Source organism: Brevibacillus reuszeri (genome assembly GCF_002897295.1).
Lineage (GTDB): Bacteria > Bacillota > Bacilli > Brevibacillales > Brevibacillaceae > Brevibacillus > Brevibacillus reuszeri_A.
In genome coordinates, this window is sequence record NZ_BEXF01000014.1 from 71,855 (window position 1) to 86,411 (window position 14,557).

Annotated in this window: 15 protein-coding genes; 11 read left to right on the forward strand and 4 right to left on the reverse strand. The window is 49.4% G+C overall.

Going from position 1 to position 14,557, the window contains the following annotated elements:
* The first annotated feature begins 77 nt into the window (after positions 1-77).
* The 4 genes from pdxR to C3B52_RS21245 are packed head-to-tail and all read left to right on the forward strand — an operon-like array spanning position 78 to position 3,082.
* Positions 78-1,556, forward strand: coding sequence for a MocR-like pyridoxine biosynthesis transcription factor PdxR (gene pdxR, locus C3B52_RS21230; protein WP_103108388.1), 1,479 nt, complete (start codon positions 78-80; stop codon positions 1,554-1,556).
* Positions 1,557-1,592: 36 nt separating this feature from the next.
* Positions 1,593-2,270, forward strand: a complete 678-nt coding sequence (locus C3B52_RS36240; RefSeq protein WP_123058864.1) for an AzlC family ABC transporter permease — start codon at positions 1,593-1,595, stop codon at positions 2,268-2,270.
* Positions 2,260-2,583: an AzlD domain-containing protein gene (locus C3B52_RS21240; protein WP_235615808.1), complete on the forward strand. Its 324-nt coding sequence runs from the start codon at positions 2,260-2,262 to the stop codon at positions 2,581-2,583. The genes C3B52_RS36240 and C3B52_RS21240 overlap by 11 nt, the downstream gene beginning before the upstream one ends.
* 16 nt (positions 2,584-2,599) lie before the next feature.
* Positions 2,600-3,082 carry an SRPBCC family protein gene (locus tag C3B52_RS21245; protein WP_103108389.1) on the forward strand — a complete coding sequence of 161 codons (483 nt, stop codon included), beginning with the start codon at positions 2,600-2,602 and terminating at the stop codon, positions 3,080-3,082.
* Between the two features lie 64 nt (positions 3,083-3,146).
* Here C3B52_RS21245 and C3B52_RS21250 read toward each other — a convergent pair whose 3' ends face one another.
* Positions 3,147-3,905, reverse strand: a complete 759-nt coding sequence (locus tag C3B52_RS21250) for an IclR family transcriptional regulator (protein ID WP_103108390.1) — start codon at positions 3,903-3,905, stop codon at positions 3,147-3,149.
* 217 nt (positions 3,906-4,122) lie between these two features.
* Here C3B52_RS21250 and C3B52_RS21255 point away from each other — a divergent pair, with 217 nt between their 5' ends.
* From C3B52_RS21255 to C3B52_RS21275, 5 genes are read left to right on the forward strand one after another with little or no spacing between them, the layout of a single operon-like run.
* Positions 4,123-5,250 carry an ABC transporter substrate-binding protein gene (locus C3B52_RS21255; protein WP_103108391.1) on the forward strand — a complete coding sequence of 376 codons (1,128 nt, stop codon included), beginning with the start codon at positions 4,123-4,125 and terminating at the stop codon, positions 5,248-5,250.
* Between the two features lie 8 nt (positions 5,251-5,258).
* Positions 5,259-6,353 (forward strand): ABC transporter ATP-binding protein, encoded by a 1,095-nt coding sequence (locus tag C3B52_RS21260; protein ID WP_103108454.1) that lies wholly within the window; start codon positions 5,259-5,261, stop codon positions 6,351-6,353.
* Between the two features lie 3 nt (positions 6,354-6,356).
* Positions 6,357-7,199 carry an ABC transporter permease gene (locus tag C3B52_RS21265; protein ID WP_103108392.1) on the forward strand — a complete coding sequence of 281 codons (843 nt, stop codon included), beginning with the start codon at positions 6,357-6,359 and terminating at the stop codon, positions 7,197-7,199.
* A complete protein-coding gene (locus C3B52_RS21270) occupies positions 7,196-7,996 on the forward strand; it encodes an ABC transporter permease (RefSeq protein ID WP_103108393.1) in 801 nt (266 codons plus the stop codon). Before C3B52_RS21265 ends, C3B52_RS21270 begins: the two co-directional genes overlap by 4 nt.
* Before the next feature lie 12 nt (positions 7,997-8,008).
* Entirely contained in the window at positions 8,009-9,145 is a 1,137-nt protein-coding gene (locus C3B52_RS21275; RefSeq protein WP_103108394.1) for a M20 family metallopeptidase, read from the forward strand.
* 75 nt (positions 9,146-9,220) lie between these two features.
* On the opposite strand, the gene C3B52_RS21280 is transcribed toward C3B52_RS21275, so the two are convergent.
* Both C3B52_RS21280 and C3B52_RS21285 read right to left on the reverse strand, forming a co-directional pair.
* A complete protein-coding gene (locus tag C3B52_RS21280) occupies positions 9,221-10,396 on the reverse strand; it encodes an MFS transporter (protein ID WP_103108395.1) in 1,176 nt (391 codons plus the stop codon).
* On the reverse strand, positions 10,397-10,861 hold the full coding sequence (locus C3B52_RS21285; protein WP_103108396.1) for a MerR family transcriptional regulator: 465 nt from the start codon (positions 10,859-10,861) through the stop codon (positions 10,397-10,399).
* A 252-nt stretch (positions 10,862-11,113) separates the two neighbouring features.
* On the opposite strand from C3B52_RS21285, the gene C3B52_RS21290 reads away from it, so the two are divergent.
* Positions 11,114-12,088 (forward strand): aldo/keto reductase, encoded by a 975-nt coding sequence (locus C3B52_RS21290; protein WP_103108397.1) that lies wholly within the window; start codon positions 11,114-11,116, stop codon positions 12,086-12,088.
* Between the two features lie 76 nt (positions 12,089-12,164).
* On the opposite strand, the gene C3B52_RS21295 is transcribed toward C3B52_RS21290, so the two are convergent.
* Positions 12,165-13,664, reverse strand: a complete 1,500-nt coding sequence (locus C3B52_RS21295) for an IMP dehydrogenase (protein WP_103108398.1) — start codon at positions 13,662-13,664, stop codon at positions 12,165-12,167.
* A 130-nt stretch (positions 13,665-13,794) separates the two neighbouring features.
* Between C3B52_RS21295 and C3B52_RS21300 the strand changes: the two genes are divergently transcribed.
* Complete coding sequence (locus tag C3B52_RS21300; protein ID WP_235615809.1) at positions 13,795-14,547, forward strand: GNAT family N-acetyltransferase; 753 nt, start codon at positions 13,795-13,797, stop codon at positions 14,545-14,547.
* Positions 14,548-14,557 lie beyond the last annotated feature (10 nt).

Here is a 14,557-nt window from a genome sequence, read left to right on the forward strand (position 1 = left end):
AGTAGAGAATATTTGCACTTCATGACATCGACGGATCTTTCTAACACGAACAGGTCAGATGGCACAGGAGGTCCGATATGCTAGATATTAGCCCGCGATTTGAAGAGAGTAACGAAGCGCTCTATTTGCAGCTATATCGTTATTTTTGCAACGAGATAAGAAGCAGACGGTTTGTTTCAGGAACGAGGCTGCCATCTGTACGAGCCTTGAGCAGTTTCTTGCATGTAAGTAAAACGACGGTAGAAACGGCGTATCATCAGCTTTTGGCAGAAGGCTATATCGAGAGCAGAGAAAGAAGCGGCTTTTATGTGGTCGATATGGACTGGGATGGGCCGATGCTGAAGCGAAATCATACAGAGTCATCCGCGCCAGATCTAGAGCTATCATTGGAAGGATCAAACGCTGACTACAGTGCAACGCCTATCCAGTATGATTTTCACCAAGCGCGGGTCGATTCAGATCATTTTCCATATGAATTGTGGCGCAAATACAGCAATCAGTGTATGCAGCGAGAAAACAAGAGTGTGCTCTACTATGGCCACTACCAAGGAGAGCCGGAGCTGCGAGAAGAGATTGCCCGTTATTTGAGGCGCGCGCGTGGTGTTCAGGTGACAGCAGAGCAAATTGTGATAGGATCAGGGACACAGGTGTTGATTTGTCTGCTTGGCTTTTTGTTCGGCACACGTGAGCGAGTTGTTGCGATCGAGGAGCCTTGTTATCAGGGAGTTCGTACTGTTTTTTCACAGCTTGGCTTTGAGATTCGTCCGATTAAGCTTGAGGAGGACGGGATTAGTGTAGCAGCGCTAACGGAAAGTGGTGCGCGGATGGTCTACGTGACGCCGTCTCATCAGGACCCATCGGGAATCGTGATGCCGTACGCTAAACGGGTAAAGCTGCTGAATTGGGCGAATCGGACTCAGAGCTATATCATGGAGGACGATTACGACGGGGAGTTCCGCTACAACGGAAAACCGATTCCTTCCCTGCAAGGCTTGGATACGGAGGGGCGTGTAATTTATTTAGGGACTTTTTCCAAATCATTGCTGCCCTCTATCCGGATGAGCTACATGGTGCTGCCTTTTGACCTGCTGCCCATCTATCATGAAAACCTGGCATCGTTTGATCAAACGGCATCACGCATTCATCAGGAGACGCTGGCGCTATTTATGAAAAACGGAGATTGGGAGCGGCATATTCGTAAAATGCGGACACTTTATCGGAAAAAGCATGATGCCATGCTGCAGCTATTGCAGGAAGAAATGGGGCCATGCATTCGTGTCAAGGGACAAGATGCAGGTCTGTCGGTAACCGTGGAGGTAAACAGTGCCTGTACCTCTGGTGAACTGGCAAAAATCGCTGCCTCTGTAGGCGTTCGTGTATATCCAACAGCGCACAAGTGGGTAGATCCGACGAAAAAAGAGCTGCCTACCTTTCAATTTGGATTCGGTGGGCAGACAATTGACGCGATGAATACGGGGATACGGTTGCTTCGAGCGGCATGGGAGCCATACATGCGAGCAAACATGGCCAAAAATCAAAAACATATGCAAGTGTAGGGATTTTTTGGGAGAAGAGAAGGGAGAGCACCAAGGGTGTCACAATCGTTGTTTATGCAAGGGGCAAGACAAATTCTTCCGGTAGCAGCTGCCGGGATTGTCGATGGATTGGTTTTCGGGATTTTGGCCAGACAAGCAGGCTTGGGTGTGACAGAGGCAATGCTGTTCTCCCTGTTAGTAAATGCGGGCTCGTCCCAATTTGCAGCCGTTGGGCTCATTTCCCAGGGGATTGTCGGTTGGCCGATTTTGGTTTCTACGCTTTTGCTCAATGCCAGACATTTATTATACGGGCTGGGATTGGGACCGAAATTTAGTGGAACGGCACCCTGGAAGCTGTCGCTGATGGCGGGTATGTTAAATGATGAAACATATGCGCTAAAAGCAACTTATCTAGCATCGGGGGAAAAACCGAGTCTTTCGTTTTTTGCAGGAGCAAGCGTTGTCGATTATGTCATCTGGAATGGGAGTACGTTCATCGGTGCCTGGTTCGGGACTGTTTTTACGCAGACTGAAGCGTACGGTCTTGATTTTGCTTTTATCGCTACGTTTCTCGGGTTTCTTGCCGTCAATCTCATCTCATCTTTTCACATCAAGGTTGCCCTCGGTGCTACAGCAGTGGCTTGCATCGGGTATGCCCTAGGCGGAGCAACAGTTGCGGTCATCGCAGGAACCTTGATGGCAGTGGGGATAGGAGCGGTGAGCGGTGAACGATAAAATTCTGTTGTATATCGGATTGATGGCAATCATAACCTATTTGACGAGATTTCCGATGCTAGTAATCAGTTCTCGTTTGGAGATTCCTGCTTGGCTGAAAAGAGGACTGGCTATGGTGCCAGTCGGAGTGTTCAGCTCGATGACGATACCGCCGATTCTGTTTCACACACCGAATGGGACATGGAGCCCGGAGTATATGGTAGCCGGAACAGCCGCACTTGCTGTTGGACTTTGGAAGAAGCAAATCGTCTGGGCTTTGCTCGCAGGTGTCGTGGTGATTGCACTCTGGCGTCAGTTGGCAGCATTTTTTTGACAGGGAGGTTACGTAGATGGATGGAACCGTTCAGCAGGTAGAGGGTGGCAGTGTTGTGCGCTTTGAACGACATTTGCCTTATACCGTCGATGATGTTTGGGCTTCGCTCACAGAGCCGAAAAAGCTCGTGGAATGGCTGGCGGCAGCAGAAATAGAGTTAACCGAGGGAGGGCGCATCCAGCTTACGTTTGCCAATACAGGTGATGTGATGAATGGCAAAGTGATGCAGGTACAAGCGAGCAGCATTTTGGCGTACACGTGGAACACTGATGATGCGAATGAATCGTTGGTGCGCTGGGAATTGACGCCTGAAGCAGATGGCTGTCTACTCGTGCTGACTCATACCATCCGTGTGCCAGAGCGGCTTTCTTATATGCTCGCAGGCTGGCATGTGCATCTCGATCTGCTGGAGGAAACGTTGGCTGGTGAGGTGAAGGGTTGGCCGTGGTCTCACTGGGAGTCCATGCGAGAAAAATATGCAAAGCAGCTAGGTGAGTAAAAAAATGAACCTCCCATGCATCGTCGTTAAATCGATGTGTGGGAGGTTTTTTCATGTCCGCTGATTACGATAAGCGATAGCCTAGCTGAATGGACATTTCTTTGACGGTATCGAGTGTTTCTTGTAAAATCTCTTCTTTTTTCGGCAGTACGCGATCAGTCGGACCAATGACACTGACAGATGCTGTCACCTGCCCGGTGGAATCAAAGATCGGAGCGGCGATTCCTGTGACTCCATTATTGCGTCGATTGGAGCTGATTTCATAGCCGCGTTCTTTGATCGCCACAAGATCATTTTTGATATCCTCTACTGAGTTGTAGGAATGAGGTGTATAGCTTTTGAGTGGCTCTGCCAAAATCTCATCTTGAAACGATTCAGACTGATAAGCGAGCAGTACCCTAGCTGCTGTAGTCGAATAGAGCGGGAAACGCCGGAAGGACTCGACTGTGAATCGAATCGGGTGTAGTGAGTCTTCCTTTGCTACATAGATTGCATCCTTGGAGTCTTGCACGCACAATACAGCCAGCTCATTTGTACGAGATACAAGCCTACTTAGAAATGGTTTGGAAAAATCGACGATATCATGGTTTGTCAGTACTTTGGTACCCAATTCAAGCAGCGTATAGCCTAGTGTATACTGCTTGTTTTTTTCATTTTGTCGGATGAAGCCCTCCGATTCCAATGTGGAAAGCAGCTTGTGCACAGCGCCTTTGGACAGCTGCAGCTTTTTGCTGAGCTCTGTTACCCCTAGCTCCTTTGGAGAATCGAGGAAGATTTTTAACAGCCGACAACTATTTCGAACAGAAGACAATACTTGATCCATGAAAAACGTCTCCTTTTGCGAGCATATGTCCTAATAAAGCTAGTCTCAATCGTGGTGCCTTTATCATAAGCTTGTTCTTCAAATTGAGGCAATGATTCTTTTAATATGACTACCTTGAATAGTCAGTTTCTTTATGGTAGTATATCACTATCGTTCTCGAATAGCAAACGTCGTTCTCTATTCGTGAACAACTTAGACAAATCGGGGGTCGATTTACGTGAAGAAAAAGGCATTGTCCGTACTGTCCATTTTCGCTTTAACTGGTTCTCTGCTTGCAGGCTGTGGCTCATCCACAACGCAAACACCTACTCCAGCTCCAGCACCTGCTGCGGGAAGCACGAATGAGAGCAGCGGAGCACAGGTACAGCTCGAAGACACACTCGTCGTTGCAGGAAACGGTGCGACTGTTGAAAAGCTGATGAAGGACGAGGTTTTCAAAAAGTTTAATGAAAAGTACCCGAACGTAAAGCTTACATACGTATCCGGGGTATCGACTGAAATCGTGGCAAAGGTAAAAGCGCAGAAAAACTCTCCGCAAATCGACCTGACCATCGTAGAGGGCGGCGAACAGGAGAAGGGGCGCCAAGAGGGCTTGTGGGAAACGGTTTCCGCAGCGGATATCCCGAATATGAAAAACGTTCCGGATGATTTGAAGATAACAGAGGATAGTGGGGTCGTCGTCAACTTTACGCCGATGGGTATCTCCTATAATAGCGAGCTGGTAAAGGAAAAAGGCTTGCCTGTTCCCGCGTCCTGGAATGATTTGGCCAAGCCTGAAGTGAAGGGCAACATCACCATGACAGACGTAGCGAGCAACTTCGGTCGTTCAACCATGATCATGCTTGCGTACGCCAATGGCGGTTCCGAGCGAGTGATTGAACCAGGCTTCGAAAAAATGGCAACGATTGCAGGATACATGCCTACCTTTGCGAAAAGCGCGGCGCAGCTCCAGCAAAACCTGCAAAGCAAAACAGCTGCCTACACGACTTGGACAATGGCACGTAGCTTAACGCAAAAAGAAGCAGGTCTGCCACTTGAGTTCGTTTTCCCGGCTGAGGGCGGCAATATCGTACCGAACGTAGCTACCTTGGTAAAAGGTGCCAAGCATCCACAAGCTGCAAAAGCATTTGTCGACTTCCTTTTGACAGATGAAGTACAAACGATGTATGCAACAAAGCTGTACTACAACCCAGCTACCGCTGTGAAGCTGCCGGATGATGTAGCTAAAACGCTCGAATTTGACCGCAGTAAAGTCGTGAATTTTGACTATGACGTAATCAGTAAAGAAACATCTGCTTGGCTGGATCGCTTCAATAAAGAAATTGCACCTAAAACAGGAAAGTAGGTATGCACGTGTCCAAGGTGATTGACGTCGAACTACGCGGCATCATGAAAAAATTTCAAAACAATGTCGTGGTTCAAGACTTCAACCTGCAGGTGGAGCAAGGGGAGTTTATCGCTTTTCTCGGCCCATCCGGTTGCGGGAAGACCACGACACTGAACATGATTGCCGGATTTTTGGACCCAGATGGCGGCGATTTGCTGATCAAGGGTCAGCGGATGAACGGGGTACCTCCTTATAAACGTGAGCTGGGAATGGTGTTTCAGACGTACTCGCTGTTTCCGCATATGACGGTCGCAGAAAATATTGCGTACGGTCTAAAGCTGCGAAAAATAGGAAAGCAGGAGATGCAGGAGCGTGTGAAGCGTGTGCTGGAGCTGGTCAAGCTGCCGAATGTCGCCGACCGTTATCCGAAGCAGCTCTCTGGTGGACAACGCCAGCGTATCGCCATAGCGCGTGCGCTGGTGATCGAGCCCTCGCTCTTATTGCTGGACGAGCCGCTCAGTAATCTGGACGCGAAGCTTCGTGAGGAGCTACGCGATGAGCTGAAGCGATTGCATCAGGAAATCGGTGTTACTACGATCTTCGTCACGCACGATCAAGAGGAAGCTCTAGCTCTCTCCGATCGGATCGTTGTTTTGAATCACGGCTTTGTCGAGCAGATTGGCACACCACTCGAAATCTACAATCAGCCTGCCTCTGAATTCGTCCATACCTTTATTGGTAAAACGAATCGGATGGAGGGCGAAATCATCGCGATTGACGCAGACGGTATCACGGTGAGAACGACAGGCGGCCTTTTGATCCAGGCAGCCAAGCAAGCGCGCGATTTCTCTCTTCAGCAAAAAGTGATTGTGTTTGTGCGACCTGAGAAGATCAAGCTGTCAGACACCGGAGTGCACACGGGTGCGAACCAGGTAGAAGGGCATTTGCAGCTCGCTTCTTTTCTAGGCTCGTACACAGAATGCGAGGTTGTGGCAGGCAAGCATACGCTCTCTGTCAAAGTCCAGATGTCCGACAAATCAGCAGAACGGGAAGCGGGTACAACGGTTTACTGCAATTGGGATGCAGAAGACGTGCTGATCATGCCTGCTGAGAGGGGATGACGGATGAACAAACGTCTCTCGATCACACTATTGACTGCACCTGCGATGATTGTGCTACTGGGCGTTTTTATTCTGCCGATGCTGCTTATGCTCATGCTCAGCTTCCAGGATGACAATCAAGCATTTACGTTGAAAAACTATGCGCTTTTTATACAGGATTCGTTTTATTTGGAAATTTTGTGGCGGACGATTCGGGTTAGCCTCTGGACGGTGCTGGCTACCTTGCTGCTAGGGTTCCCGGTGGCGATGTACATGGCACAGGCATCTGGAAAAATGCGTGGAATTGTCACGATGTTTATTCTTGCGCCCCATCTGATCAGCGTGGTTATTCGCAACTTTGGTTGGGTGGTTGTGCTTGGGGAAAAGGGCTGGATCAATGAGACGCTGATGAAGCTCGGTCTCATCGAGCAACCACTGCGGCTTTTGTACAACGAACTAGGGGTCGTCATTGGTCTAACAGATTCGTTCATTGCCTATATGGTTTTGGCACTGGCTACCAGCATGTATGCAATTGATCCTTCGTTGTCCAAAGCAGCCTCGATACTCGGCGCATCGCGTGCCCGCACCTTTTTTACAGTGACGCTACCACTGACCTTGCCAGGTATTATCGCTGGCACGACGCTTGTATTTAGCTTGTCGATGAGTGCGTTTGTCACTCCGGCTCTCATGGGTGGAACATCGGTAAAGGTTATGCCGGTAATTGCGTATGAACAAATTATGGCTACACTAAACTGGCCGCTGGGTGCTGCGCTTGCCTTCCTGCTATTGGGTAGCACGATACTCCTGGTGACACTCTATACGAAACTGATTGAAACGAAGAGGTATAAAGAGGTGTTTGCGTCATGAAAAAGATCAACGTACTCGGACTCATCACATTCTTTGTGCTTATTTTGGTCAATCTGCCGTTTTTGGTCATCATCCCGAGCTCGTTCACGGCTGCTGGGTATCTCGCATTTCCGCCTGAAGGCTTTTCCTTGCAGTGGTACTCGATGATTTTGGAACGACCAGAGTTTATCGAATCGCTGTGGACGAGTCTCAAGCTGGCTGCTATCACTGCCATTTTGGCGACATTTCTTGGAACGCTGGCTGCTTTTGCCCTCTCCAAGTACAAGTTTCGTGGTAGTGGAGTCATCAATGCATTGATGCTCTCTCCGCTTACGGTGCCATCCCTGATCATCGGGATTTCAGCGCTGCTGTTTTTTACCCGGATTGGCATCGCAGGAACCTTTACCGGACTGTTGCTGGCCCATATTTTGATCTCCATCCCGTACGTTGTACGGTTGGTACTGACGGGACTGAGCACGTTCGACTATACGCTGGAAAAGGCGGGTTACATGCTGGGCGCCCATCCGCTTCGGGTGTTCTGGGACATCACGCTCCCGCTGTTGCGCCCGGCTATTGTGTCAGGAATGATCTTTTCGTTTTTGACCTCGTTTGATAATGTGACGGTTTCCCTCTTTTTGGTGGCGCCGGATACTACCACGCTGCCGCTCGCGATCTTTACCTATATGCAGGAGACGTTGGACCCACTGGTGGCTTCCATCTCTGCGGTCGTTATCCTGCTGAGCCTGGTATTTATCGTGCTGCTTGAAAAAGTGTACGGACTAGAGCGCCTGTTCGGACTCAATTCACAATCTCATTAAGGAAGAGGCACTATGTCAATTCACACTTATTTGCAAGACAACATGACCCACTTTCTTCAATTACTTGAGGAAGCAGTCAACATGGACTCGCCTTCGCGAGATAAAGCGCTGGGCGACCGGATGGCGGGCTGGTTCGCACTACAGTTTCAACGGCTGACAGGTGGAAGGGCAGAGCTGATCCCGAATGCTACATATGGCGATCAGGTGCGTTGTACGCTTGGCGAAGGCGATAAGCAAATCCTGATCATCGGTCATTACGATACTGTATGGCTGGAGGGAGAAGCGGCTCGCAGGCCATTTGCGATCCGTGATGGAAAAGCTTTTGGACCGGGCGTCTATGATATGAAAGCAGGCGTACTGCAAGCGATGTTTGCGCTGCGGGCCTTGGTCAAGCAAGATCGTATGCCTGCTGATAAAAAAATCGTTTTGCTATTAAACAGCGACGAAGAGATCGGCAGTCCAACATCCAGACAGCTGGTAGAGGAGGAAGCGGCACGTTCCGTTGCCAGCTTTGTTCTGGAGCCACCGACAGAGCCGATTGGCGCATTGAAGACGTGGCGCAAGGGCAGTGCCCATTTTACCCTCGCTGTTCAGGGAATTTCTGCTCACGCTGGTGTGGATCATCAAAAAGGAGTCTCAGCGATTGAAGAGCTTGCTCGGCAGATTCAATTTCTGCACAGCTTGACCGATTACACCAAAGGAACGACTGTGAATGTCGGCGTGATCAAGGGCGGAATCGGATCAAATGTTGTGGCGGATTATGCAGAGGCCGGGATTGATGTGCGCATCGTTTCCATGGAGGAGGCAGAACGGATCGAAAAAGTGATTCGGGAGCTTACACCGACGCTTAATGGCACGACCATTAGCGTAACGGGAGGCATTCGCCGTCCACCGATGGAACGAACCGAAGATACCGGGACTTTATTTTCGCTGGCCCAATCCATCAGTAAGAATGAGCTAGGAATGGATTTGCAAGAATCGGGTACGGGGGGCGTCAGCGACGGAAATTTTGCCGCCGCTTGCGGAATTCCGACGCTGGATGGACTCGGTACAAAGGGTGGCTACGCGCACTCGCCGGAAGAATGGATCGAACTGGGTGAAATACCGATCCGCGCTGCATTGTTAGCGCGATTGATCGAAGAAGTATAAAGAGAGAAAAAAGCACCTGCTGCGATGCGTGTGGTACTTCCATGCATCGTTGCAGGTGATTGTTCGTTTGGTGCGTTATTTTACAGCAGATAAATGACGACGTCCCATGGACAAAGCCAGGATGCTAAAGAGAACGACGAGGGCACCGACGTAAAATGGAACAGTTGAGCTGTACACTTCCGCCAGCTTCCCCGCGAGCCATGGAGCGATAGCACCACCTACAAAGCGGACAAAGCTGTAGGCAGAGGAAGCAACCGCGCGTTCGACAGGAGCCACATCCATGACGACAGTCGTCAAAATCGTATTAATGATCCCCAAAATGGCGCCAGCTACCGCAATGGCGACGACCAGACCTGTTTGGGATGAGACGGAAAAACCCATGTATGCCAAATCGACGGCAAGCAAGAGCAGCATGACATACAAGGTTCGAACCGAGCCAAATCGGTCTGTCAGCTTCGGTGCGACAATCACGGATGTAATGGCAAGCAGGACGCCCCAGAAAAAGAAGACGAGGCCCAGGCTGTGCTCATCCATGTGCAGAACGAATGGAGAGTAGGCAAGCAAGGTAAAGAAGCCAAAGTTATAAAGCAGGGCAGTCACAGCCATCGTAAAAAGCCCAGGATAGCGCAGCGCACGGAATGGATCGAGCAGAGACGTGCGCTTTTTTGGTTTGGGTATATCATTGAGTAAAACAAAAACAGCAAGAAAGGCAATCGCCATCAGCACGGAAACCCCAAAGAACGGACCGCGCCAGCTAATTCCCCCGAGCAAGCCTCCCAAAAGCGGACCTACAGACATCCCGAGTCCAATAGCCGCTTCGTATAAAACAATCGCGGACGCGGTTCCGCCGCTTGCGACACTCACGATCACAGCCAGTGCGGTCGAGATAAAGAAAGCATTCCCGATCCCCCAGCCGGCCCGAAACCAGACGATTCCATTAATCGAATTTGCCATACCACCCAAAAAAGCAAACAGAATAATAGCAAGAAGCCCAAAAAGCATGGTTCTTTTTGGACCGATGCGACTAGACAGCCAACCAGTAATAAGCATCGTTACGCCAGTCATCAGCATGTAGCTGGTGAACAGCAGCGATACCTGACTTGGTGTGGCATCCAGCTTGGCAGCAATCGCCGGCAAGATCGGGTCTACCAGCCCTATTCCCATAAAGGCCACGACACAGGCAAAGGCAACCGCATACGCCGACTTGGGTTGCTTCAAAATAGTACGTAATGAATGTGAATCCGCAGACATTTAGTTGTTCCCTCCCTGATGTTTTGCTTCCAATTCATTTTTCTTGTTCACGATTCGATTGAGCCTTTCATCGTAGCTGCTCAATAGGTCAGCCATCCGAGACATTTTGTTTTGCAGAAAAGTGCGTTGTGTCGTGAGCGTTTCCTCCAGCGTTTGTAACATCTCGATTCGCTTGCGCAGTTCCACGCCATCAAGCTCCCGGTCTTTGTAGTGCAGATTGTAATAATCGCGTTGTTCATCGTAAAAACGACTAAGCTCCATCATTTCTTTAATCTCTGCAAGCGAAGCTCCCAGCAAATCACGGATGTCCTTTACATGCAAAATTTGCTCGACATCGGCGTCTGTATACATCCGGTAGCCACTGTCCGTTCTGCCAGAGGGAGAAACGAGTCCCAGCTCTTCGTAATAACGTAGCGCGCGCTTGGTCATGCTCGTTTTTTTTGCGACTTCCTCGATCCGATACATGGTATTCCTCCTTTCCTTTTGTTAGTTCATCACGAATCGTTTGATTACAACTATAACCTTAACGTAAACGTTATGGTTTTTCAATGGGGATATTTTCTTTTAGGGTTTGATCTATTTAGTCTGCCCGATGAAGAGATTCTTTTGCTCCCCGACAGTTTGATAATGGATCGGGGTGCCATTTCCAACCATTTTGCGAGATAATGGAAAGGTCTGTATACGCCATTTCTCATAGAAAAGAGGTCGAATACGTATATGAAGTACTATCGATTAGGAAGCAGTGGATTAAAAGTCTCGGCTTTGGGCCTTGGCACAAACTCCTTTGGTGGTCGTGCCGACGAACAAACATCTACCGCGATTATTCACACAGCCATTGAGAATGGAATTACGTTTATTGATACGGCGAATATTTACACCCATACAGAATCAGAGCGCATCATCGGCCAAGCATTGGAGGGCAAGCGGCATGAGGTTGTACTCGCGACGAAGGCTGGCTTGGTAAAAGGAGAGGGGCCAAATCAAAAAGGCTCGTCCCGCTATCATCTGATGCAAGAGCTGGAGAACAGTCTGAAGCGACTGCGGACAGATTATGTGGACTTGTACCAGATCCACACCTTTGACCCAGAGACGCCTTTGGAAGAAACCTTGCGCGCGCTGGATGATATGGTTCGCTCTGGTAAAGTACGTTATATCGGAGCATCGAACTATGCGGCCTGGGAATTGATGAAAGCGATTGGGATCAGTGCGAAGGAAGGTCTTAACCGCTATGTGTCCACACAGGTCAGCTACTCACTGGCAGATCGTACGCCAGAGCGTGAGCTGGTTCCGCTGTGCCTGGATCAGGGAGTAGGCATCATTCCGTACTTCCCGCTTGCAGGCGGTATTTTAACGGGCAAGTATACATCTACCGACCAGGCACCAGCGGGCTCCAGAGCGGACAAGGAACCTCGCTTTGTCAAAATGCTCAGCCCTGATAAGCTGGAGCTGAGCGAGCAGGTAGGTAAACTGGCTGGAGAGCTGGGGGTAACGTCTAGCGTGCTCTCGCTTGCATGGCTGATGCACAAGCCGGCAGTTTCCTCGGTCATTGTAGGTGCTACCAGCGCCAAGCAGCTGACGGACAATTTGCAAAGCGCCACGCTGGAGTTGGATGAAGCAAGCTTTGCAGCATTGGAGAATATCAGCGACAAGTATCGGAATGGAGAGCCGTTCGCTGTCTATCGTTTGTCGTAATAGTTATCCTTTCAGTCAGCTGAAAAAAGCAGAAAAAACCCAGCCCGATTGAACGAGGCTGGGTTTTTTCTGCTTATTACTCTGCTGCCATGCTGCTTTCTTTCAAGATAACGTCGTGTGCGCCACCTTCTACCAGGCTGGTAGCAGAAACGACGGTAATGCGAGCTTTTTGTTGCAGCTCAGCGATAGAAAGAGAGCCGATGTTGCACATGGTTGATTTGATTTTGCTCAGGGTACGATCCATATTCTCGCGCAGGCTTCCTGCGTATGGTACATACGAGTCGACACCTTCCTCGAACACGAGGCCGCTTTTTCCGCCAGTGTCATAACGCTGCCAGTTGCGCGCGCGATTGGAGCCTTCACCCCAATACTCTTTTACAAAGTTGTTTCCGATTTTTACCTTTTTAGTTGGGCTCTCGTCGAAGCGGGCGAAATAGCGACCCAGCATGACGAAATCCGCGCCCATAGCCAAAGCAAGGGTAACGTGGTAGTCGTGAACGATACCGCCATCGGAGCAAAGCGGGATGTAGATGCCTGTTTCCTTGAAGTATTCGTCACGCGCTTCGGCAACCTCGATCAGAGCAGAGGCTTGTCCGCGTCCGATCCCTTTTTGCTCACGGGTAATGCAGATAGAGCCGCCGCCGATCCCTACTTTTATGAAGTCTGCTCCCGACTCAACGAGATAGCGGAAGCCTTCCTTGTCGACTACATTTCCGGCACCGATCGGTACATTAAAGTTTTCTTTTACATACTGAACAGTCTCGCGCTGCCATTCGCTGAAGCCGTCGGAGGAGTCAATCACCAGGATATCTACTCCTGCTTCTACCAAAGCAGGTACCCGTTCCTTGTAGTCCTTGGTATTGATACCAGCGCCAACGATGTAGCTTTTGTTTGCATCCAAAAGGGATAGCGGATTGTTTTTGCGAGAGTCGTAGTCCTTGCGGAAAACAAGGAAGTCCAGGTTTTGCTTTTCATCGACGATTGGGAGACAATTGAGCTTATGCTCCCAGATCAGATCGTTTGCTTCGGAGAGGGTAATCCCCGATTTTCCGTAGATCAGGGAGGAGAAAGGTGTCATGATCTCACTCACAGGCTTGTCCAGAGAATCGCGGCTGATACGGTAGTCGCGGCCTGTGACGATTCCGAGCAGTTTGCCTTTGGCGGAACCATCTTCTGTAATCGCTACGGTAGAGTGACCGGTTTGTTCTTTCAAATCGAGGATATCTTTGAGTGTATGCCCCGGCGTCAGATTGGAACGGCTGACTACGAAGCCTGCTTTGTATCCTTTTGCTTTGCGCACCATTGTGGCCTGACTTTCAACTGATTGAGAGCCGAAAATAAAGGAAATACCGCCACATCTAGCCAATGCTACCGCCATATGATGGTCGGATACTGCTTGCATGACTGCGGATGAGAACGGTATGTTTAAAGAAAGCGCTGGCTTTTCACCCTTCTTAAACTTCGTAAGCGGGGTGGATAAGTCCACATTATTCGGTGTACATTCTTTTGTGGTCAGGTTTGGAAGCAGCAAAAACTCATTGAACGTCCGGGATGGTTCTGTGTAATAGAAAGCCACAATTTTCTCCTCCTGTGAGATTTTTATTAGAGAAATTTTTATCATGTTAACCGCCAAGGGCAGGAACGTCAATAGGGAAATGAAAGATGAGGTGTTTTCTTTGCGAAGTTTGCGAACAAGTCATGAACACATGAAATGGAGAGAACGGATTTCTTTGGAAGAATCGTACATGCTCTCATGTAATTTATTACGACCTGACAGATGCTTGTGTGTAACAGACAGCGTGAATGGAGAAGCAGTCGCCATCGGTACCTATCAGAAGGGTATGCCTTTTCATGCTTTTTCTGTTCATCTGTTTGATGGTGCAGGTACATATTCAATGGAGTACATGCTGACTATTTTTCGGGAAGATCTGGGTGACAAGCTGCCTAGCGGGTCGACCGGTGTGCTGGCGGTAAATGAAGACATCCTCGATCGCCTGATGATCCCGAATATTCTCTCACACAAAACGATGCTGCTCATGAAGCTGACTCAGCCTGAGTTCCTCGCTCCGGCAGGGGCTTCTCGTTTACTGGAGCTTAGTGAAGCGAAAATTGCCGAGGAAATGGCGGAGCAGCTCGGAATGATAGCATTTCGCGCGGAAGAGGTAGTGGAGATGCCGCATCTAGCGCTTTTTTCAGAGACAGGAGCACCGATGGCAATTGGCGGGTTTCATATGTACACCGATGAGTTCGTCGAGCTCGGAAACATCGGGACGTCAATTCATCATCGGAAAAAGGGTCTCGGTACGCAAATCACCTCTGATGTGAGCCGGTTGGGGCTGCAAAAATCGCCTCAAGTATATTTGGTCGTTTTCGCTGATAATCCGGCTGCTATCCACCTGTATGAAAAGCTCGGCTACAAAACGGTCGCTCGATATGCTTTTGTAGAGTTTTCGCTGTAAGAAAAAAAGA

Bases quoted from the DNA above. Each gene is read 5' to 3' on its own strand.
- C3B52_RS21245 (WP_103108389.1), top strand. From the start codon at position 2,600: ATGGATGGAACCGTTCAGCAGGTAGAGGGTGGCAGTGTTGTGCGCTTT.
- C3B52_RS21300 (WP_235615809.1), top strand. From the start codon at position 13,795: ATGAAATGGAGAGAACGGATTTCTTTGGAAGAATCGTACATGCTCTCA.
- C3B52_RS21290 (WP_103108397.1), top strand. From the start codon at position 11,114: ATGAAGTACTATCGATTAGGAAGCAGTGGATTAAAAGTCTCGGCTTTG.
- C3B52_RS21265 (WP_103108392.1), top strand. From the start codon at position 6,357: ATGAACAAACGTCTCTCGATCACACTATTGACTGCACCTGCGATGATT.
- pdxR (WP_103108388.1), top strand. From the start codon at position 78: ATGCTAGATATTAGCCCGCGATTTGAAGAGAGTAACGAAGCGCTCTAT.
- C3B52_RS21275 (WP_103108394.1), top strand. From the start codon at position 8,009: ATGTCAATTCACACTTATTTGCAAGACAACATGACCCACTTTCTTCAA.
- C3B52_RS21250 (WP_103108390.1), bottom strand. From the start codon at position 3,905: ATGGATCAAGTATTGTCTTCTGTTCGAAATAGTTGTCGGCTGTTAAAA.
- C3B52_RS21280 (WP_103108395.1), bottom strand. From the start codon at position 10,396: ATGTCTGCGGATTCACATTCATTACGTACTATTTTGAAGCAACCCAAG.
- C3B52_RS21285 (WP_103108396.1), bottom strand. From the start codon at position 10,861: ATGTATCGGATCGAGGAAGTCGCAAAAAAAACGAGCATGACCAAGCGC.
- C3B52_RS21270 (WP_103108393.1), top strand. From the start codon at position 7,196: ATGAAAAAGATCAACGTACTCGGACTCATCACATTCTTTGTGCTTATT.